Below are 20,808 nucleotides of genomic sequence, written 5' to 3' on the forward strand. Positions count from 1 at the left end.
CGGGGAAATCAGGATGGTGCTCCGGGCCGGAATCGAACCGGCACGACCTTGCGGTCGAGAGATTTTAAGTCTCTTGTGTCTACCAATTTCACCACCGGAGCATCGGGGGAAAACTGAAGGCCGGAATTGTATAAGGCCCGGATGGCTAACGCAATTCCGCTTTCAGAATCGCTCAGTAATTAAGCAATTTCCGGCAGGGACTCAGGTTATTCGGGCTTGGTTGCCCTGCCTTTGTAGATATAACCGGCAATTTTCGGTGCATTGGGCATATACAGATTCTCCAGCTCCTGAATCTCAAAGCCGGCATGTTCAATCAATTCCGCGATGTGCCGGTTCAGGTGGCAGCCGCCGGCCAGCTTTCGCCATCCCGGTGTTATCCGGTGCTGCCATTTGCGCGTGGTGTCGTGTGGGGCTTCTCCGTGTTCCAGGAACAGCAGGTCGCCACCGGGCTTGAGTACCCGCTTCATCTGCAGCAAGGCCGTGTGCCAGTCCGGAATGGTGCACAGGGTAAAGGTAAGCAGAACGGTATCGACCGAGTTGTCCTGCAGCGGAATCTTCTCACCCGGCAGATCCAGCAACTCTACCCGCACCGGTGACCGGCCCAGGTTCGGCAAGGCTTTGCGCCGCATGCCTTCCGATGGCTCCAGCCCGTACACCATCTCTACGAGGTCCTGATTATAGAATTCCAGGTTAATACCCGAGCCCATTCCCACTTCCAGCACACGGCCGCGAGCCCTTGGCACAAGTTGGCTGCGCAGTTTCATCACCTGGCCCATGGAGCAGGCCTTGTCGATAATGTGGGGAAGAATCCGGTCTTCATAGAAGCTCATAGGTTCACCGTCATTGTTTTATATCAAAGGTGCGACAAACTGCCCTATTTCTTTCTGCTACAATTCCCGTAGCATCATAATCAACTGCCGGTAATAACAACATAGCAAAATCGCCTAAGGCAGCGGCCGGGCAGGTTAGCACCTGTCTGTTGTGACTTGTGAAAGTTACCGGAGGTTCCTGTGGAACTAGATCCCCTCATCCTATCGCGAATCCAGTTCGCGTTTGTCGTGTCATTTCACGCCATTTTCCCGGTATTTACCATCGGGCTTGCATCTTATATAGCCGTTCTGGAAGGTCTTGCCTTCAAAACCCGTAACCCGGTTTGGACGAAGCTTTCCGGATTCTGGACAAAGGTCTTCGCCGTTGTCTTCGGGATGGGGGTGGTCTCCGGGATCGTGATGTCGTTCCAGTTCGGTACCAACTGGAGTAACTTCTCCCAGGCTTCTGCCAACTTCCTTGGCCCGATTCTGAGCTATGAGGTTATCACGGCCTTCTTCCTGGAAGCGGCGTTCCTCGGGGTTCTGCTGTTCGGGCGCAACAAGGTTCCTGCGGGCGTTCACCTGTTTGCGGCCATTATGGTTGCCACCGGCACGTTCATTTCCTCGTTCTGGATACTGTCGGCCAACAGCTGGATGCAAACTCCGGCGGGCACTGAACTGCGCGACGGTGTGTTCCATGTGGTGTCATGGAGCGAAGCCATCTTCAACCCGTCATTCCCCTACCGCTTTATGCACATGGGCCTGGCTTCATTCCTGACCGGCAGCTTTGTAGTGGCCGGTGTGAGTGCCTGGTACCTGCTCAAGGGCCGGGAGGTAGAAGCCAACCGCAAGGCGCTGTCCATGTGCCTGTGGCTGCTGCTGTTTATTGCCCCGGCCCAGTTGGTGGTCGGTGACTTCCATGGCCTGAACACACTGGAACACCAGCCTGCGAAAGTGGCTGCGATGGAGGGCAACTGGGAAACCTCTTCCAATGTGCCACTGTTGCTGTTCGCCATTCCGGACCAGGAAGCACAAACCAACCATTTTGAAATCGGCATCCCCAGCCTAGCCAGCATGATTCTCACCCACGAGTGGGATGGTGTGGTACCTGGCCTGAAGGATGTTCCCAGAGAAGAGCAGCCTCCGGTGGCGATTGTGTTCTGGTCGTTCCGGGTGATGGTTGGCCTGGGTATGCTGATGATCCTGTTCGCGGTAACCGGGCTGGTGCTTCGGGCCGGCGGCCGCTACTACAAGGCCCGCTGGTTCCTGCAGGGGCTGCGCGCCATGAGCATTGCGCCCTTCTTCGCGGTACTGACCGGCTGGTTCGTAACCGAAGTTGGCCGGGCTCCCTGGCTTGTATACGGCATTATGAACCAGGCTGATTCGGTAACACCCTCGCTGACCGGGGGCATGGCGCTGTTCACCCTCATCGGTTACATCCTGGTGTACGCAGCGGTGTTCTCCGCCGGTGTTTACTACCTGATGCGGGTATTGTTCGTCGGCCTGGAAGGCGATGAAGACGATGCCGACCATGAAGCCGATCGCCCTGCCCGCCCACTCTCGGCGGCCCATGTTCCGTTCGAGATCGAATCCGGCAAGGGTGCGGTTAACCACGCAAAACCCGTTAACGAAGGAGGGCAATCCTGATGGAACTGTTTGATCTGGCCCTCATCTGGGCGTTTATTATCGGCTTCGGCATCATCATGTATGTGCTGATGGACGGCTTCGACCTGGGCGTGGGCATTCTCTTTCCCTTCGCCCCCTCTGAAGAAGACCGCGACACCATGATGAACTCGGTGGCACCGGTTTGGGACGGCAACGAAACCTGGCTGGTGCTGGGCGGTGCCGGGCTGCTGGCCGCCTTCCCTATGGTGTACACCATCTTGTTGCCTGCGCTCTACATTGGCGTGTTCCTGCTGCTTGCCGGGCTGATTTTCCGGGGTGTGGCGTTCGAATTCCGGTTCAAGGCGCGCACGTCCCGCTACCTGTGGAACTGGTCGTTTGCCGGCGGTTCCACCGTCGCCACCTTCGCCCAGGGGGCGGTGGTTGGTGCCTATATTCAGGGTTTCAACACGGTTGATGGCGTGTATGTGGGTGGCGCGCTGGACTGGCTTACCCCGTTCACCGTATTGACCGGCCTCGGCACTCTGGCAGGCTATGCCCTGCTCGGCTCCACCTGGCTGATCCTGAAAACCGAAGGCCGCCTGCAAGACTGGGCTTACCGGGTAACAACGCCGCTGCTGTTCGCCGTGCTGGCCATCTTCGCCATTATCAGCGTGTGGACACCGTTTGTGGACGACATGGTGCGTGAACGCTGGTTTGACCACATCGGTATCATCTGGATCCTTCCGGCCCTGACACTGTTGTGCGCCTTCCAGATCTGGCGCTCTGTGCGCAACCGCTTCGAAGGCATGCCCTTCGTGGCCACAATGGGGCTGTTCATCACAACCTATCTGGGGCTTGTGGTCAGCCGCTGGCCCTATATGGTGCCGCCCAACTACACCCTGTGGGATGCAGCGTCTGCCTATGAATCCCAGCTGTTCCTGCTCCTGGGCCTGCTGTTCGTAATTCCCATTGTGCTGGTATACACCGCCTGGACGTACTGGGTATTCCGCGGCAAGGTGCGGGCCGGCGAAGGGTATCACTGAGTGGCAGAACCGGCTCAGGCTGATGTCAAAGGCTGGCTGGCCGGGCTTGCCCGAACCAGCCAGCGCTGGATAAACGCCACAGTAGTCGCCGGTACCCTGGCCGGGCTGGCCACCATCGTGCAGATGGTGTTACTGGCCTGGCTGGTTTATCAGGGGGTAATTGCCGGCGAGCCGGTCTCTGCCCTCACCCCCTGGTTTCTGGTTTTGGTGGGCATGCTCGTTGTGCGGGCAGTTTGCCAGGGCCTGCAAACACGCTTTGCGGCGCGCTGCAGCGAACAGGTACGCCGGCATGCCCGTCGCCAACTGAATGACCACTGGCAAGCTGCCGGCCCCGTAGCTCTGTCGGAAGCCTCTGCCGCTTCCCTGGCCCGGGAATGGCTGGACCACGTGGAAGCCTTGCACGGTTATTTCGCCAGGTTCCTGCCCCAGATGATCCTGGCCACCGTTATCCCCTTGATGATTCTTGCGCTGGTGTTCTGGCTCGACTGGCTGGCCGGCATCTTTCTGTTGTTATCCGCGCCCCTGATCCCTCTGTTCATGGCCCTTGTGGGTATGGGGGCAGAGAAAGTGAACCAGCAGCACTTCGAGACCATCAGCCGGCTGTCCGGGCAGTTTCTGGACAAGGTTCGGGGCCTGACAACCTTGCAGCTGTTCGGCCAGACAGCCCAGGCCAGCGATACCCTGTATCAACGCTCGGATCAGTACCGGCGTATCACCATGAAAACCCTGAAGGTGGCGTTTCTGTCGTCGGCGGTACTGGAGTTCTTTTCCTCGGTCGCCATTGCCGTCATCGCCATTTACATCGGTTTCGGGTTGCTGGGCTATATCACCTTTGGCCCCAGCGATCAGCTCACCCTGTTCTCCGGCCTGCTGATCCTGCTGCTGGCACCGGAGTTCTTTCAGCCATTACGGACGTTATCCCAGCATTATCACGACCGGGCCGCCGCCCTGGGCGCCGGAGCAGAGATTCTTGCCCGGCTTCAGGAGCCCGTTTCCGGCGCCGGAAATGTCCAGGCACAAACCGAACCCACCGCCACGGCGGACACAATCGCCCTGAGCGGCGTATCCCTGCGCTATTCCGATAGCCCTCCAGTGTTTGATCAGTTGGACATGCAGGTAAAGCGCGGTGAAGTGATCGCGCTCACGGGGCCATCCGGCGGCGGAAAGTCATCGTTACTGCACCTGTTAGCGGGGTTTATCCGCCCCGATGCCGGCACAATATCGGTGTTCGGACTACCTGCGGGCTCATCCCCTTTCGGCTTGCTGGGCCAGAAAGGCTTCTGGATTCAAGGTTCCTGGGCGGACAATCTGAGGCTGACCAGCCCTGACGCATCGGATATAGCCATTGAGAATGCCCTGCGCATGGTCGGCCTTGCCGAGTTGCTCGACAGCCGGGAACAGGGCATCAACAGCCGTATTGGCGAAGATGCCCAGGGCTTGTCCGGCGGCCAGGCCCGACGGCTCAGTCTCGCCCGCATTTTTCTGGCGGATCATGAGCTGGTTCTGTTGGATGAGCCGACCGCCGGCCTGGACGCCACCAGCGAAATCTGTGTACTGGAAGCCCTGCACAAGCTTTCCGAAGCCGGCAAGACCGTGATTTTCTCTACCCATCACCAGGCGCTGCTGGCACTGGCCGACCGGGTTCTGATCGTCTCCGGCGCAGAGGTGCGCAATGCGTGAACTCAGGCCCTGGTTACAGCTGATTCTTCGCCGCCGGGGTCGGTTGGTGGTGGGCGGTGCCCTGCTGCTGGCAACACTGATCTCCGGCATTGCCTTGCTGGCCCTGTCCGGATGGTTCCTGACCGAAACTGCCCTGGTGGGATTGCTGTTTGCGGCGGGCGTTCAGGCGTACATCAATCTTTATGTGCCCGGCAGCGGGATTCGATTCTTTGCGGTGTCCAGAACGGTTTCCCGATACCTGGAGCGGCTTTACAACCACAATACGGTGCTGAGCCTGCTTACCGATATTCGCGTAGCGCTGTTCAACCGGCTGGCGCAGGCGGGTAAACGCCAGCGAGGCGATAAAACCGGAGCCCAGTGGTTGTCACGCCTGACTGCCGATGTAGACGCCCTGGACACCCTGTACCTGCGCCTGATTGCCCCTACCGCACTGGCGGCGCTGGTTACCCTGATGATTGTCGGCCTGGCCTGGCTGCTGTTCAGCGGCACCATTGCGCTGATACTGCTGGGTATTCTGGCAACAGCCTTCGGTCTCGCCACCTGGGGGCTGTATGTTCGCACCCGGGCGCTGTCGGGACAGTTAAACGAACGGCAGGAACAACTTCGCGGCCAGGTGATTGAACACCTCGAAGGCTTTGCAGAACTCACCGCCGCCGGCCGTACGGGCAAACATTCGGGCCGGCTGATGCGCCACGCCTTTGCGCTTTCACAAAGCCAGGCGGAGGTCGATGCCAGGGTGGGCTGGCACCTCTCGGTAACAGTGTTGCTTGTAAACCTGTCAGCGGTGATCGCCCTGTGGGCCGGCTTTGGCTTGTTCCAACAGGATCTCGTATCCGGGCCGGTTCTGGTGCTGCTGCCCATTGCCCTGCTTGGTCTGGGAGAAGTTTACGGCATGCTGCCTGAAGCCTTTGGAAAGTTTGGTGCAACACTGGCAGCCGCCAGGCGTCTCAATGAAGATGTACAACCCGCAGATGAACAGCCTGGCTTCCAGAAGAGGCCGGCCGGACAGGGCGCAAAACAAAGCGCGCTGACCGCGAGCGACCTGGCCGTTGGCCACCCGGGGCAGTCTTCGGTTATCACCCACTTCTCGGTAGCGGTCGAAACCGGAGATCGCCTGGGCGTAGTCGGGGTGTCTGGCAGCGGAAAATCATCCCTGGCAGATACCTTTGCCGGTTTGATTGATCCCGTTGCAGGTTCTCTGGAGTCCCTGCCCTGCACCTACCTGACTCAAACTACGGTTGTGTTCGACGACACCGTCAAAGCCAACCTGTTGCTGGGTAATCCAGAAGCAACGGACGGCGAACTCTGGCATGTACTGGAGCTGGTGGAACTGGCCGAGCGCTTCAGCCGTGAGGTTGCAGGCCTGGATACCTGGCTGGGCAACGGCGGCAGCCGCCTGTCGGGCGGTGAGGCCCGGCGGCTGGTATTGGCCCGGGTATTGTTGAGTAAAGCACCGCTGGTGATTCTGGATGAACCCTTTACCGGCGTGGATGCCGATACCCGGGGCCGCATAGCCCCCCGGATTGATCAGTGGCTGGACGGGCGCGCAGTGATTTCATTGGGCCACGGGCCGGAGGCATTGCTGCCATCCGGCCACATTCTGCATTTGAACTAGCGGCTCAGCGGGTTTCGAGCAGCTCGAAAGTCAGCCCCGCCTTGGCAGTCAGGCGCTCAAGCAACTTGCCGTTAAGCGCAGAGGCCGGAGTCCAGAAACCACCAGGCACTTCGTCTTTCACATCAAAGGCCAGGCACATACCGGATTCACCCAGCATCTTGCCGGTAGAGCCGTAGCCCGGATCCCGGTCGCCCGTCACCTTGGTGATCAGGGTCTTGCCATCTTCTGTACGGCCAACAAAGCGGATGTCGTAGAAGCCTTTTTCCTGTGATTCCGGGCTTGGCCCCTCACCCGGCTTGGGCACCAGTTTTTCCACCACCCAACGAGTTGGCTTGATGGCCGAAGCGGTAAAGAAGGCGCCCAGAGCTGCCACAATGCCATAGGCCGTCAGGCGCCCCTTGGTGCCCTTGCCGGTCATGATGGCTTCGTCGTAGGTGAATTCCTTGCCGTAGCGGGCTTGTTGCAGGGCGTTGGAGCGATGAACCACCCGGGTATTGATGGCACCCATCACGAACGGGGCGAGCCAGGCATTGAAGGTTTTATCGAATTCCGCTGTTTTGAGGCTCGGCTGGCGCGTGCTGGAACGGTGGTCCGGCGGGCAGATGGAGAACGGGTTGGCCAGCTCTTTCCGGAGCTTCGGATCTGCCCCGGCCTCTTTCGCCACGTTGATCATGGAGGCCACAGTACCGCCGGACAGCCCGCCCTTGGCCACTTTTACCCGCATACGCACATCCCGACAGGGCTGGCCGAAGGTCTCTTCGGACTTCTGCTGCAGGAACCAGACGCCCATATCGGAAGGAATCGAGTCAAAACCGCAACAATGAACAATCCGGGCTCCGGTCTGCCTGGCCTGGTCTTCATAACGCTCTATCATCCGGCGAATCCACTGAACTTCGCCGGTCAGGTCGCAGTAATCGGTGCCGGTGGACACGCAGGCTTTCACCAGCGGCTCGCCATACAGCGCATAGGGGCCAACGGTCGAAATAATCACCCGGGTCTGTCGGCACATGGCGGCAAGGGCGTCGTCGTCAGAGGCATCTGCCAGAATAACCGGCAATGCAGAGGCGTTATCCCCGAGCTCAGCCTTGAGGCTGGCCAGTTTGCTCTCGGAACGGCCGGCAATGGCCCAACGGACTTCACCACCGGTGCCGTAAGTCTCCATCAGATACCGGGAAAGAATCTGGCCCACAAAGCTGGTGGCGCCAAATACGACCAGATCAAACTCTGCCTGTGTGGTGTTGGTCATTATTTATCCTTATTCAAACGGGTGTTGGGTTACGATGGTAACAGGTTTGAACACAGGTTCTACTTTCCTGTTTACGCTGTCCGGGGCGTCCTCCCGGCCAATCGTTTGTCATGCAGACTGGGGCACACTCTGTACATGCACACAAGACACCCGGGAGGTGCCCTTTGAACACGTTGCTTGCACTCACCAGCCTGATTCTTCTGGTGTTCAGCGCCCTGCTGCTCTGGCAATTCCTCGAGCAGAAGAAGATGATCGCCCAGATGCTGGAGAACGAAGGTATCCCTGAGACCAGCCAGGATCCGGAATTGATACTGACCCTTCGGGTGCTGGACCCGATTTCCCTGGCCAAGCGGGAATCCCGGACCGGCCGGCTGCTTGCGGATCGCTTACCGGTAATGACCCGGAAAATGGTCTATCAGGAAGTCATGAAAGAACTCGAAGTGGAACTCGAAGAGCGTGATATCGATGTTGAAATGCACATTGAATACCGCTGAGGAGCCTCGGCCATGATCGCCCAGATTCTTGTTGCCCTGAGCCTTGCCGCCACCGCCGGCTGCCTGTTTGCCGGTTTTCGTGTATCCGGCGCGAGCCGCCGTGATCTGAGGATTCTTAACACCCACCGCATCAGTGCCCGCAGTGCCGTCCAGAAAAGCCGTATGGAACTGCTGGAGGTCCGTAACCGTGCGAAATTGCTGGAGGATACGGTCTCTGGCGGCGCCATGGCGGTCGAGAAGGTGCACAAGGCCATCGCCAACACCACGTTTGGCCTGATCGACATGTTTTCCAGCGATGAAGAGTTTCGCAACAGTACCAGGAAGGTCCAGCAAACCCATCACGAAAAAACCGAGCAGGTGTACAAGGCGGTCCGTACCACCAACCGGGCCCTGCATATCCTCGCGGATACCCTGATTATCGGTAAAGCCGAAAAACGCATTGTTTCAAAAACAAAAAAGGCACCCTGAGGTGCCTTTTTTGCTAAAGAGATCCGAAAGTTACAGAACTTTCTTCAGCTCTTCTTCGAACTGCGGAACTGCTTCAAACAGATCCGCTACCAGGCCGTAATCAGCAACCTGGAAGATCGGCGCTTCTTCGTCCTTGTTGATCGCAACGATCACCTTGGAGTCAGACATACCTGCCAGGTGCTGGATGGCACCGGAGATACCCACCGCAACGTAAAGCTGCGGAGCAACGATCTTACCGGTCTGACCAACCTGCATGTCGTTCGGTACGAAGCCGGCGTCAACTGCGGCACGGGATGCACCAACAGCGGCACCCATCAGATCAGCAACCTGCTCCAGCATCTTGAAGTTGTCGCCGTTCTGCATGCCACGACCACCGGAGATTACGATACCAGCAGAAGCCAGGTCCGGACGGTCAGACTTGGCCAGCTCTTCGCCTACGAAAGAAGACAGGCCGGCGTCTTTTACAACGTCCAGCTGTTCTACAGAAGCAGAACCGCCTTCAGCGGCAACCGGGTCGAACGCGGTCGGACGTACAGTGATAACCTTGATGCTGTCGCTGGCCTTTACGGTCGCGATAGCGTTACCGGCGTAGATCGGACGAACGAAGGTGTCGTCAGACTCAACGCGGATAATGTCGGATACCTGGGCAACGTCCAGCAGCGCAGCAACGCGCGGCATGAAGTCTTTACCGGTGGTACCGGCAGAAGTCAGGATGTGGCTGTAGCCCTTACCCACTTCAGCAACCAGGTCACCCAGGTTCTCACCCAGGAAATGACCGTACGCGGCGTTGTCTGCAACCAGTACCTTGTTCACGCCTTCTGCCTTGGCAGCGGCTTCAGCGACGGCGCCTACGTTCTCACCGGCAACCAGCACGTCGATGTCGCCACCGATGGCCTTGGCAGCCGCTACAACGTTCAGAGTAGCCTGCTTCAGGCTGCTGTTGTCGTGTTCAGCAATTACCAGGATGCTCATTTAGATCACCTTCGCTTCGTTCTTCAGTTTATCCACCAGCTCAGCTACGTCTGCCACCTTGATACCAGCCTGGCGTGCAGCCGGGGCTTCGACCTTCAGGGTGGTCAGGCGCGGGGCGATTTCAACACCCAGATCGGCGGGGCTCATGGCGTCCAGCGGCTTCTTCTTGGCCTTCATGATGTTCGGCAGAGAAGCGTAACGCGGCTCGTTCAGACGCAGGTCAGTGGTAACAACCGCCGGCAGGTTCAGGGCAACTGTCATCAGACCGCCGTCTACTTCGCGTGTTACGTTAACCTTTTCACCGTCAACAACCACTTCGGAAGCGAAAGTGCCCTGGCCCATGCCAGTCAGAGCGGCCAGCATCTGGCCAGTCTGGTTGTTGTCGGAATCGATGGACTGTTTGCCCAGAATAACCAGCTTGGGCTCTTCTTTCTCGACAACCGCCTTCAGCAGCTTGGCCGCTTCCAGGGACTGTACTTCTTCGTCAGTCTCGATGTGGATACCACGGTCAGCACCCAGCGCCAGTGCAGTACGAATCTGCTCCTGAGCAGCCTTCGGGCCAATGGATACAACCACGATTTCACTGGCAACGCCCTTTTCCTTCAGACGAACCGCTTCTTCAACTGCGATTTCGCAGAACGGGTTCATTGCCATCTTGACGTTGGCGAGATCAACGCCGGTGTTGTCCGGCTTGACACGCACCTTCACGTTGTAGTCGATAACTCGTTTTACAGCGACCAGAACCTTCATAGATTCCTCGTTCTTCTACGATGGGTTTAATGAGTCTTCACAGTCAAAGGACCGGGTTGACCCGACCTGACAATGAGACGATACTAAAAATCGACTCAAAACACACGATTTTTCGGTGTATACGTACAATGCCAAAGGTAAGGGCAGATTTCAAACAAACGTTTGTTTGATTCTTGAAATGCGCTATCCTTCGGGTTAATAACATTCATTAAAAGCTGTTTGAGGAGACCAACGTGGAACGCGAATCGATGGAATTTGATGTTCTGATCGTCGGCGGCGGCCCTGCTGGCCTGTCTGCAGCCTGCCGCGTCATGCAACTGGCGCAGGAAGCTGGCGAAGAACTGACTGTCTGTGTAGTAGAAAAAGGTTCTGAAATCGGGGCGCACATCCTCGCAGGTACCGTATTCGAGCCTACTGCCCTGAATGAACTCTTCCCGGACTGGAAAGAAAAAGGCGCTCCCCTGAATACGCCGGTTACCCGGGACGACATTTTCCTGATGAAGAGCCAGGAAAAAGCCACCAAGGTTCCCAACGCGTTTGTGCCCAAGAACATGCACAACCACGGCAACTACATTATCAGTCTGGGCAACCTGTGCCGCTGGCTGGCCGAACAGGCCGAGCAGCTGGGCGTAGAGGTTTACCCGGGCTTTGCCGCAGCTGAAACCATCGTTGAAGACGGCCAGGTGAAAGGCATCATCACCGGCGACATGGGCGTAGCCCGTGACGGTTCCCAGAAAGACGGCTACATGCCGGGTATGGAACTGCGCGCCAAGTACACCCTGTTCACCGAAGGCTGCCGCGGTCACCTCGGCAAGCAGCTGATCAAGGATTACAAACTGGATGAAGGCAAGGATCCGCAGCACTATGGCATCGGCATTAAAGAGCTGTGGGACATCGATCCGGCCAAACACGAGCCGGGCCTGGTGGTTCACTCTACCGGCTGGCCGCTGAGCGAATCCGGCACGACTGGCGGTTCCTTCCTGTATCACCTGGAAAACGGCCAGGTCTACGTGGGCCTGATTACCGACCTGTCGTACAGCAACCCGCACGTCAGCCCGTTTGAAGAAATGCAGCGCCTGAAGCACCATCCGGAAATCAAGAAGTACCTGGAAGGCGGCAAGCGCGTAGCTTACGGTGCCCGTGCTATCTCCAAGGGCGGCTACAATGCCCTGCCGAAGATGAGTTTCCCCGGTGGCCTGCTGCTGGGCTGTGACGCCGGCACCCTGAACTTCTCCAAGATCAAGGGCTCCCACACCGCCATGAAATCCGGCATGCTGGGCGCGGAAGCAGTATTCGAAGCCCTGAAGGAAGGCAAGGCCGGTGAGGAAATCACCAGCTTCCAGCAGCGTTTTGAAGACAGCTGGCTTTACAAGGAGCTGTATGACGAGCGCAACTTTGGCCCGTCTATCCACAAGTTCGGCAGCATGGTCGGTGGTGCTATCGCCTACATCGAGCAGAACATTCTGGGCCGCAGCCTGCCGATCACCTTCCACGACACGGTGCCCGACTACGCCACCATGAAGCCGGCCTCCGAGTGCAAGAAGATCACCTATCCGAAGCCGGACAACAAGCTGACCTTCGACCGCCTGTCCTCGGTGTTTATCTCCAACACCAACCACGAGGAAGACCAGCCGGTTCACCTGAAGCTGACCGATCCGGACATTCCTCTGAAGGAGAACCTGCCCAAGTTCGACGAGCCCGCCCAGCGCTACTGCCCGGCTGGCGTGTACGAAGTGGTTGAAGCGGAAGACGGCAGCGGCAAGAAGTTCCAGATCAACGCCCAGAACTGTGTTCACTGCAAGACCTGTGACATCAAAGACCCTGCCCAGAACATCACCTGGGTAACGCCGGAAGGCGGTGGTGGTCCCAACTACCCGAATATGTAAGCGGGTGTACTGACCAGAAAATGCCGGAGCTCGTCTCCGGCTTTTTTGTGTCTTTTTTCGTGTTTTTTCGTGGATTTCGTGGCACAAAACCAAAAAAAAACGGCCCCCGCAGGAGCCGTTCTTTGATCAACCTTTCGGAAGAGATCAGTGCACGTGGCCGTGCTCTTGCTCTTCGTCGGTTGCTTCGCGAGCTTCTACTACTTCTACGTCGAAGTGCAGAGTCTGGCCAGCCAGCGGGTGGTTGGCGTCGATGGTGACGGTTTCGTCGCTCACTTCAACAACGCGAACGATCTGGGGGCCGCCCGGAGTCTGGGCCTGGAACTGCATGCCCGGCTCGATGGTGTCGACGCCTTCGAAGGCAGAACGCGGAACCGGCTGGATCAGTTCTTCGTTAACTTCGCCGTAGCCTTCAGCAGGAGCTACAGAGACTTTAACCTGGTCGCCAGCGCTCTTTTCGTTCAGTGCGTTTTCCAGTCCACCGATAATGTTCTGTGCACCTTCCAGGTAAGACAGCGGCTCACGGCCTTCTACGCGGGAGGAATCGAGTTGCTCTCCCTGGTCGTTAGTGAGCGTGTAATGGATGGTGACAACACGAGGTTGGGCCATGTGATCTCCTTGCGTGTCGCAATGACTGTGTATTTAAGATGTAGGTAATCGAAAGTAATCTTGAACAGCCATACTGCACAGAGGGACTAACGACCACCGGGCCTCGTTAGAGAGCCAGGCTCGATAACAAGTAAGAAAAGACAGTTTAACAAGTGACAGACTGCGTTTTCTACCTCATTCATTGGGGTGGTCAGGGGCTTTTCAACCGCCCTGCCCGATTTTCCAGAATTTTCCGTGGCTAAAAACTCCCAGCACGGTTTCGCCGTTTACCGTTTGCTCTTCAACAAACTCTGCCAACTGGTAAAAGGCATTGGTCACCAACCGTGCTTCCACGCCGTGCCTGACGGCGACAACTGGCCGGGGCTCGTCGCTGTCGGGATAGGCCCCCACCTCAAGCGGATGGTCCGGGCCGATTTCCAGGGTTTCGCCCATATTGGTGGTCACCGAAATCACCTGGCTATCACCCTCTCCCGTGGCCTCTGCCGAGTGGGCCAGCAGCGGCGTGTCTTCTACCGCAATCCGCCACTTCTCAACCGGGGTGACCAGGTAGTAGGCGCCGTCCTGCTCTTTTCTCAAAATCGTGGAAAACAGTCGCACGATCGCTTCCCGGCCGATGGGTTTGCCCTCGAACAGCCAGGAGCCGTCCCGGGTGATCAGCAGGTCCATATCCCCCAGCAGCCCCGGGTTCCATTGGTCTAGCGGTGGCAAGGCCTTGCCACCGGCATTCTGTTCAACAGCTGAGGCCAGTTCATCAGGCTTTCGGGTCATAGTGATCTACTCCGTTTACAGTCCGCGCATCCACTCGGGGCGCAGCGCCGCCGCACCGGGATTGCTGATGGCCAGGTTGACCTGCTCCAGCATTCGCTGCTTGTCCCGGCCCAGGGTGCCCTTGAGCACCAGGTAGTTGGAGGCATGGTCACTGCGGAAAATGGTTTTCTCCAGTTCCAGGTGCTCGAGGAACAGGCGGATTTCCTCAAATAAACCTTGCTGGCTCAGGGGTACGAAATCATCACCAAAACCCTCCCGGAAACGCTCTTCGCCCTGGGGAAAGCTGACAACCAGTGTCGACAGGTAATCCGGCTGGGTTTCGTTGCACAGGGTGGCGGTGTTGATGGCATGCTGGCGCGACAGGGTTTCACCACCCAGGCCGTTAAGCACCATCACAGAGCTGGTTAGGCCTGCCTCGCGAATCTTGGTCAGGGCGGAACGGGTGGATTCCCAGCTCTCACCTTTATTGATGCGTTTCAACACCTCATCGTCGCCGGATTCCATGCCCACGTACAGGATGCCAAGCCCGGCTTCGCGCAACTGCACCAGGTCTTCAACAGATTTCTTCGCCAGGTTCCGTGGCAGGCAGTAGCTTGAAACACGCTGGAGTCCCGGAAAGGCGGCTTTCAAGTCGCTCAGGATTTCCAGCAACCGGCGGGTTGGCAGCACCATGGCATCGCCATCGGCCAGAAACACCCGGCGGACGTCACCGAAGGCCTCGGCAGCCTTTGCGATATCGGCCCGGATGTCCTCAGGCTTCCTGGCCCGGAATTTCTTCTGGGGCTGGGTGTACATTTCGCAAAACGTACACTGGTTCCAGGAGCAGCCGTTGGTCACCGGCAGGATCAGGGACTTTGCCTCGCTCGGCGGGCGGAACACGGGTTCGATATACTCGATCGGAAAGCTGTACATGGCGTCTCGAAACTTGAGAAATGGAATGACAGGGTAAAGATCAGGGCAGAAACTGCTCTTTCAAGTCAGCGCAGCCCGGGCCCACCACCGGCAGATCCAGCACCACGGCCTGGGCGGTCATAAAGGGAATGCCCTTGCGATGGCCGTCCACCAGCAAGGTAGACAGGCTGCCCACCAGGGGCATGTGGGACACCAGCATCAAACGGGAAATATCGGTTTCCAGTAAAGCGTCAAGGCAAAGCCCAGGATCATCGTCCGGGGTAATGAACGGCTTTTCGTCTACCGGGCAATTCAGCACTTCAGAGACAATCGCTGCGGTTTGCCGGGCCCTGGTGTAGGGGCTGCACCAGATCCGGTCCGGGCGCCAGGAGGATTTGCCGATTGCCGCGGCCACGGCTGCAGCCCCGTGCCGACCCACATCGGTGAGCTCCCGTTCCTGGTCCAGGCTGTGCCAGCCGGCTTCGCCATGGCGCATGATGATCAGTTGCATAAGCGCTCCTCGTTCGCAGAAGCCTTTACTGGGTGATAGTCCGGGGCAGAATAAATTCTACGTCAGAGTTCTGTACCGCCATCATCAGGCTGCTGATGACCGCGTTGATCGAAGCACCGTTGTACAGAATCTCGTAAAGCCCCCGCACCAGCGGCATGTAAATGCCGATGGATTCCGATTTCTCCCGCACCAGTTTCAGGGTGTAGATGCCCTCGGCTACCTGGCCCAGCTCTTTCACCGCTTCGTCCAGTTGCTTGCCCTTGCCCACCGCGTAACCAATCCGGTAGTTCCGGCTTTTGTTCGATGTGCAGGTGGCAATCAGGTCGCCAACGCCCGCCAGCCCCATAAAGGTCATCGGGTTGGCTCCAAGGCTTACGGCAAAGCGGCTCATTTCCGCCAGCCCTCGGGTAATCAGCATGGCCCGGGCGTTTTCACCCATCTCCAGCGCCGAGGCCAGGCCGGCCACAATGGCGTAAATGTTCTTGAGGGCGCCGGCCAGCTCTACGCCATACACGTCTACGTTGGCGTATACCCGGAAATACTCGCACCCCAGCAGATCCTGCACTGTGCGGCGAACTTCCGGATCCTTGGCGGCAATGACCGTGGCGGTCAGCTCACGATTGACGATTTCGGCCGCCAGGTTCGGGCCGCTGAGCACCCCGGAGCGACAGCGTGGAAGCTCCTCCATCAGGATTTCGCTCATCAGCTTGAAGCCGTGTTCTTCAATACCCTTGGTCAGGCTGACTACAATCTGCCCTTCCCGGAATGCGTCGGCATTCTCGCGGATCACAGAGCGAAAGGCCTTGGAAGGGATAGCGACCAATACCACTTCGGCCCTGGCAACGGCTTCGGCCAGGTCTGTGGTGGGCTGCACGTCGCCTTCAATGGTGACATCCGGCATGTAGCGCTTGTTCACACGGGTACGGCGAACTTCCTTCGCCTGGGCTTCATCGCGCATCCAGAAATGGACGGTGTGGCCGTTTTCGCCAAGAACCTTGGCCATGGCGGTACCAAAGCTACCGCCACCCAGCACTGCAACGTCGTAAGACTTCGCCCCGTCTTTCGGGGGAGTGGTGTTTTCAGGCATATCATTTCCGTTTTATTGCGTACGGGCAGCGCACCCGTGGCGTGCTGAAACCTAGCCGGTTTCTTCACACTCGAGGGCACGCACCAGATTCTTGAATTCTTCCCTGTTCTTGCTGTTCATACCCATCAGGATTTTATGGGCGTCCAGAACCTTGTCTCTCACCTGCTGCTCGCTGGCCTTGAGTACGGGAATTTCTTCGAGTTCTTCTATCCGGGAAGCGGGCTCGCGCACAATGATAAAGATCTTGTCGAAACCCATTGAGGTAATAATGCGGGTAATATCAGGGTTGGTCGAGATCAGAGTCGGCAGGAAGCGGCTCTGCTTTCGGGCAGCCAGGGCAATCTTGGCCAGCAACCCGAGGGTGGTGCTGTCGATAATTTCGGTCTCTGTCAGATCAATAATTACCGTTTTGAACTGCGGGTTACCCGTGATGGTCTCAACCAGATTGTCCAGCGTCGAACACAGGTTCAGCCGGATTTCCCCAATAAACTTCAGGACGTAAATTCCCTGCTTTTCTGCCTGCAGGATCTTATAACCAGCCATTTTTCACACTGCCACTACGTCGACGACGTGTTATCTGGCCCGTCAAGGGCATCAGTTACCGAAACTATCGCGATATCGTCGGGCAACTCGGAGATGGTATCCAATCCCAGAGCCTCACTCAGCGATGCGATAGTGTGACTACCTCCAGACACGAGTTCAAGTAGTGTTCGTTCCTTTTCATCCAGCGATTTCGGAGCAATTACTTCCAGAATGCCGTCTGAAAACATCAACAACCTGAACGGCCGGTCCAGATGAACCTGATACACCTCCCATTCGGGATCTTCGAATAACCCCACCGGCAGGCCATTGCCTTCCAGAAACCGGGTTTCGCCGTCTTCAAACGACAAAATCGGCATCGGGAAATGTGCACCCACCGCATAACTCAGTATACGTTCAGATATGGAAATTATCCCCACAAACACGGTTACGTGTTTACCCAGGCCGGTATCGAGCAGTTCCGAGTTGATCCGCTCGAGAAAGCGCTCCGGGTGAAGGATGTCGTCGCTGGACTGCCGCTTGAGGTTGCGCTGCAAACGATTGGTCAGGTTTTTCAGCAAGACGGTGACAAAGGCAGAGCTGGCACCGTGGCCGGAAACATCGGCGATGTACACCAGCACTTTGTCTTCGGAGATGCGGAAATAATCGAGGAAATCGCCGCTCAGGTAGAGCGAGGGTTTGATCTTGTGGTCGACCTGCAGCCCGGAAATCTGCAAATCGTGGTCCGGAAGCATTCGCAGCTGCACTTTGCGCCCGGCGTTCTGGTCTGCCCTCAGCTCCGCAATACCGCTGCGCAGCTCCCGGTTGGTTTCTTCCAGTTCCTGTCGGTACAGCTGGTTCAGGCGGTTAACCCGCACCCGGTCGAACAGTTTACCGATCACATCATCCAGTGCGCCTTTGTCGTCGTTGCAGGGCTTGAGCACCACATCGGCGGCACCGGCACGCAACGCCTGGATAACATCGGTACTGGAGTTGCTGGCCGTGCAGGTAACCACCGGAATAAAGCTTTCAGAGTCTGCCAGCCGGGTGGTGAGATCACGGATGGCGTCGGCGGGCAGGTCTGCAAAGATGACGTCCGGGAGTTTATCTTCGAACAAGCCGCGGGCGGACTGGATATCGGGATACCCGGTCACGTAGAAACCCCTCGCTTCAAGGTAGCGTGACAAATCGTTTCGAGCCTGTTCGTCGGCATCGATAATCAGTATGCGCTCGGTGCGCGAGTTCATGTTGATTGCCTTAAACTACCAGCGATAAAAGAGAAATTCGGGTCATATCGCCTATTCTGGCATGCCCCTGTGATATAACAAGGTCGCTGTCATCATTTTGGGAGAATTGTAACCATGCGACGTGCCGTCAACGACCTGCTCGGAGCCTACGACAAGCTGATCATGGACCCGGTTCACGGGGGTATTCCCCTGTACCGCCATGAAATACAGGTTATTGACCACCCGCTGTTCCAGCGTTTACGCAACATCTGCCAGAACGACATTCTCAGCCTGGTGTTCCCCGGTGCCACCCACTCCCGGTTTCTGCACAGCATCGGTGTGATGCATGTGGGCACCCGGATGTTCCGTTCGATGATCGATGCCTACCTGCGGGAGCGGCAACTGAGCGAGCGCATGGACCTGAGCCTGAGCCAGCTGGATGCCATCGACTACCTTGCCAAGACCATCCGGCTGGGGTGCCTGCTGCACGACAGTGGCCATTCCAGCTTTTCCCACCAGTTTACCCAGGCCCGGCGCATCCGGGAGCTGATGTCCCGCCCCGGACGGTTTGCCGACCTCTGGCAGGGCGTGGATTACTCGCGCTATCACCAGGGCGAGCCGGACGAACTGGAGCATGAGCATTATTCGGTGCGGGTGGCGCACGAAGTGCTGACCTCGGTCGACCTGGAAAGCGCCGGCCTGGATGCGGTGGATGTGATCGGCATTATGGAGACCACAGACGTCACCCCCAGCGACACCTTCTGCCGCCACGCACGCACCTTCTGGGATTTCATCGCCGGCGACGATGCCGTTGCCGGGGCGATTCCGGAACGCGACGTACCCGGGCTGGTCATGGGACTGTTGTCGTCCATTGTATCGGGCGAGATTGATGCCGACCGGGCCGATTACATGCTGCGGGACGGTTTCCACAGCTCCGTCACCATCGGTGGCTTTAACCTGGACCACCTGCTCAGCAACCTGCGGTTTGGCTGGGACGTAACCGAACCCTGGATGGGGCTGGCCATTACCCAGAAAGGCCTGGGCGCGCTGGAAGACTTTGTGTACAGCCGTTACCAGATGTACCGCAAGGTCTATGCCCACAAGACCGCCCTGGGCTTTGACTGGCTGCTGCGCGAGGCGATTAACGAAGTCCTGGAAGACCCGGAAAGTTTCGAGTGGATCGATACCTGCCTGAGCGATATGAACTACTTCGCCGAACTGACCGACAGTTTCTTCTGGGAGGCGTTCCGGAAAGTGGCAAGACGGCAGCCGAAGAGCTATTCCTTCAGCATTGTGAACCGGGTGAAGCTCAAGCACCTGGACACCCGGGAGAACATGGCCAAGGCAGAGATTACCCAACACGGCAACTGGCTGGCCGGAGAGCTGGGCCTGAACCCGGTGGATGTGGTCACCTGCTCCATGCGGGCCCGGTTTTCCAACATCCAGGACAATTTCAACGGCATCAAGGTACTGGTGAAGAATCCAGTCAGCCGGGAGCGGTCGCTGCGGAAGATCACCGATGTCAGCGCGTTCTTCTCCAAGTTTGGCGATGGCACCATCACCCACTTCTACCACCGGCCGGAAGTGACCACCCGGGCCCCTTCCGACCTGATGGAATAATCAGCCCAGGGCTTCAACCAGGCGAGTGGCGCTTTCCCAGGCGCCTTCTACCCGGCCGCCATTGAGCCAGTCTCCTGCCAGGCCTACGCCCAGCGCGGGCTCCAGCAGATAGCCGGGCTGTTCCTGCTGCACCGAGCGGGCGTAAAGCCACCTGTGCGCTACGGCATCGGTCGCAACGCCCTGATACCCGGTCAGTTCGTAAAAGGCAGCCAGCAGTTTCTCCGACACTTTTTCGGCGGGCTCCTCTACATGGGCCTGCGTCCATTCCGGCGTGGCATGCAGCACCCACCACTGGCCCTGATCGTTGCGCTCCGGTTTGGAGGAGTTGTTAGCCACCCAGTAAAGCACGTCGGAATCCGGCCGCATGGCGTCGAATTCATTGCTGGGAGTTTCTTTAAAGTGCGCGGCCACTGCCCAGCAGGCCAGAATACTGTCTTCAGAATGGCCAAGGTTGCCAGCCAGTTCATTCAGCCCACTCGCCTCCAGCAGATCCCGGGCCTGGGCCGGAGGCGCTGTGATGATCACCTGGTCGTAGCTGCCGTGGTCATTGCCTTCGGTGCAGATCAAGCGCCATTGCTCCCCGACCCGCTCCAGTTTCGCAATCCGTACCTGCGCGGTTACCGGAACGTGTTCGGACAACGCCCGGGTAATGGCGGTCATTCGGGGTACGCCTACGTAGCGGGTTTCCTCGGGGAACGCCTGCCACTGTTTATCCTCGCCCTGAAAGCCGAAACGGCCCTGCCAGGGGCCAAAATTGTCTGCTCCGGCAAACGCCCTCAAAAACGCCAGAAACTCCGGGTGACGGGCCGTGAAATACTGGGCTCCGATGTCCGCCGAGCTTCCCGAAACCCGTTTAGACGACATACGGCCACCGGGGCCACGACTTTTCTCGAAGACCCTGACATTATGGCCCTTTCGGCCAAGCAGAATTCCTGCGGTAAGGCCCGCAAGGCCTGAACCAATAATCGCGATACTTCGTATTGATGGGGTGTCTGACGTTACATTGAGCATG

The 20,808-nt window shown here is 58.0% G+C and carries 20 protein-coding genes and 1 tRNA gene; 8 read left to right on the top strand and 13 right to left on the bottom strand.

The features are described from left to right. Positions 1 to 14: 14 nt before the first annotated feature. Positions 15 to 101: transfer RNA gene (locus H3Z84_RS11315), tRNA-Leu, on the bottom strand. Between the two features lie 105 nt (positions 102 to 206). Then, on the bottom strand, positions 207 to 830 hold the full coding sequence (locus H3Z84_RS11320; protein ID WP_199457529.1) for a class I SAM-dependent methyltransferase: 624 nt from the start codon (positions 828 to 830) through the stop codon (positions 207 to 209). Between the two features lie 180 nt (positions 831 to 1,010). Here H3Z84_RS11320 and H3Z84_RS11325 point away from each other — a divergent pair, with 180 nt between their 5' ends. Genes H3Z84_RS11325 through cydC form a run of 4 tightly spaced genes read left to right on the top strand, consistent with a single transcriptional unit; the run spans position 1,011 to position 6,752 of the window. After that, positions 1,011 to 2,456, top strand: a complete 1,446-nt coding sequence (locus tag H3Z84_RS11325) for a cytochrome ubiquinol oxidase subunit I (protein WP_199457530.1) — start codon at positions 1,011 to 1,013, stop codon at positions 2,454 to 2,456. Then, entirely contained in the window at positions 2,456 to 3,457 is a 1,002-nt protein-coding gene (gene cydB / locus H3Z84_RS11330; protein WP_199457531.1) for a cytochrome d ubiquinol oxidase subunit II, read from the top strand. The genes H3Z84_RS11325 and cydB overlap by 1 nt, the downstream gene beginning before the upstream one ends. Beyond that, positions 3,458 to 5,137 (top strand): thiol reductant ABC exporter subunit CydD, encoded by a 1,680-nt coding sequence (cydD, locus tag H3Z84_RS11335; RefSeq protein ID WP_199457532.1) that lies wholly within the window; start codon positions 3,458 to 3,460, stop codon positions 5,135 to 5,137. It begins immediately after the preceding gene. Beyond that, positions 5,130 to 6,752: a thiol reductant ABC exporter subunit CydC gene (gene cydC, locus H3Z84_RS11340; protein ID WP_199457533.1), complete on the top strand. Its 1,623-nt coding sequence runs from the start codon at positions 5,130 to 5,132 to the stop codon at positions 6,750 to 6,752. Before cydD ends, cydC begins: the two co-directional genes overlap by 8 nt. Positions 6,753 to 6,756: 4 nt before the next feature. On the opposite strand, the gene H3Z84_RS11345 is transcribed toward cydC, so the two are convergent. Then, positions 6,757 to 7,998 carry a saccharopine dehydrogenase family protein gene (locus H3Z84_RS11345; protein ID WP_022988225.1) on the bottom strand — a complete coding sequence of 414 codons (1,242 nt, stop codon included), beginning with the start codon at positions 7,996 to 7,998 and terminating at the stop codon, positions 6,757 to 6,759. A gap of 164 nt (positions 7,999 to 8,162) precedes the next feature. Here H3Z84_RS11345 and H3Z84_RS11350 point away from each other — a divergent pair, with 164 nt between their 5' ends. Together H3Z84_RS11350 and H3Z84_RS11355 are read left to right on the top strand one after the other, a co-directional pair. Further along, entirely contained in the window at positions 8,163 to 8,492 is a 330-nt protein-coding gene (locus H3Z84_RS11350) for a hypothetical protein (protein WP_022988224.1), read from the top strand. 12 nt (positions 8,493 to 8,504) lie between these two features. After that, complete coding sequence (locus H3Z84_RS11355) at positions 8,505 to 8,960, top strand: hypothetical protein (protein WP_199457534.1); 456 nt, start codon at positions 8,505 to 8,507, stop codon at positions 8,958 to 8,960. 30 nt (positions 8,961 to 8,990) lie between these two features. On the opposite strand, the gene H3Z84_RS11360 is transcribed toward H3Z84_RS11355, so the two are convergent. Beyond that, complete coding sequence (locus H3Z84_RS11360; protein WP_058340905.1) at positions 8,991 to 9,932, bottom strand: electron transfer flavoprotein subunit alpha/FixB family protein; 942 nt, start codon at positions 9,930 to 9,932, stop codon at positions 8,991 to 8,993. After that, positions 9,933 to 10,682: an electron transfer flavoprotein subunit beta/FixA family protein gene (locus tag H3Z84_RS11365; RefSeq protein WP_199457535.1), complete on the bottom strand. Its 750-nt coding sequence runs from the start codon at positions 10,680 to 10,682 to the stop codon at positions 9,933 to 9,935. A gap of 233 nt (positions 10,683 to 10,915) precedes the next feature. On the opposite strand from H3Z84_RS11365, the gene H3Z84_RS11370 reads away from it, so the two are divergent. Continuing rightward, positions 10,916 to 12,568: an electron transfer flavoprotein-ubiquinone oxidoreductase gene (locus H3Z84_RS11370; RefSeq protein WP_199457536.1), complete on the top strand. Its 1,653-nt coding sequence runs from the start codon at positions 10,916 to 10,918 to the stop codon at positions 12,566 to 12,568. 144 nt (positions 12,569 to 12,712) lie between these two features. Here the strand turns inward: H3Z84_RS11370 and H3Z84_RS11375 are convergent, their stop codons facing one another. From H3Z84_RS11375 to H3Z84_RS11405, 7 genes are all read right to left on the bottom strand, one after another. Further along, positions 12,713 to 13,174, bottom strand: a complete 462-nt coding sequence (locus H3Z84_RS11375; protein WP_199457537.1) for an FKBP-type peptidyl-prolyl cis-trans isomerase — start codon at positions 13,172 to 13,174, stop codon at positions 12,713 to 12,715. A 201-nt stretch (positions 13,175 to 13,375) separates the two neighbouring features. After that, positions 13,376 to 13,942: a DUF1285 domain-containing protein gene (locus H3Z84_RS11380; RefSeq protein WP_022988218.1), complete on the bottom strand. Its 567-nt coding sequence runs from the start codon at positions 13,940 to 13,942 to the stop codon at positions 13,376 to 13,378. A gap of 15 nt (positions 13,943 to 13,957) precedes the next feature. Further along, positions 13,958 to 14,854: a radical SAM protein gene (locus tag H3Z84_RS11385; protein WP_094624012.1), complete on the bottom strand. Its 897-nt coding sequence runs from the start codon at positions 14,852 to 14,854 to the stop codon at positions 13,958 to 13,960. Positions 14,855 to 14,894: 40 nt separating this feature from the next. Then, on the bottom strand, positions 14,895 to 15,344 hold the full coding sequence (gene sixA, locus H3Z84_RS11390) for a phosphohistidine phosphatase SixA (RefSeq protein ID WP_199457538.1): 450 nt from the start codon (positions 15,342 to 15,344) through the stop codon (positions 14,895 to 14,897). A 25-nt stretch (positions 15,345 to 15,369) separates the two neighbouring features. Then, a complete protein-coding gene (locus H3Z84_RS11395) occupies positions 15,370 to 16,431 on the bottom strand; it encodes an NAD(P)H-dependent glycerol-3-phosphate dehydrogenase (RefSeq protein WP_199457539.1) in 1,062 nt (353 codons plus the stop codon). Positions 16,432 to 16,482: 51 nt separating this feature from the next. Next, positions 16,483 to 16,974: an STAS domain-containing protein gene (locus H3Z84_RS11400; protein WP_022988214.1), complete on the bottom strand. Its 492-nt coding sequence runs from the start codon at positions 16,972 to 16,974 to the stop codon at positions 16,483 to 16,485. Between the two features lie 14 nt (positions 16,975 to 16,988). Then, positions 16,989 to 18,197, bottom strand: a complete 1,209-nt coding sequence (locus tag H3Z84_RS11405) for a PP2C family protein-serine/threonine phosphatase (RefSeq protein ID WP_058340898.1) — start codon at positions 18,195 to 18,197, stop codon at positions 16,989 to 16,991. Between the two features lie 114 nt (positions 18,198 to 18,311). On the opposite strand from H3Z84_RS11405, the gene H3Z84_RS11410 reads away from it, so the two are divergent. Continuing rightward, positions 18,312 to 19,796 carry an HD domain-containing protein gene (locus H3Z84_RS11410; protein ID WP_058340897.1) on the top strand — a complete coding sequence of 495 codons (1,485 nt, stop codon included), beginning with the start codon at positions 18,312 to 18,314 and terminating at the stop codon, positions 19,794 to 19,796. On the opposite strand, the gene H3Z84_RS11415 is transcribed toward H3Z84_RS11410, so the two are convergent. Further along, entirely contained in the window at positions 19,797 to 20,807 is a 1,011-nt protein-coding gene (locus H3Z84_RS11415; protein ID WP_199457540.1) for an NAD(P)/FAD-dependent oxidoreductase, read from the bottom strand. Position 20,808: the final 1 nt, after the last annotated feature.

The organism is Marinobacter sp. bablab_jr003 (genome assembly GCF_016464245.1).
In the GTDB taxonomy this organism is placed as follows: Bacteria; Pseudomonadota; Gammaproteobacteria; order Pseudomonadales; family Oleiphilaceae; genus Marinobacter; species Marinobacter vinifirmus.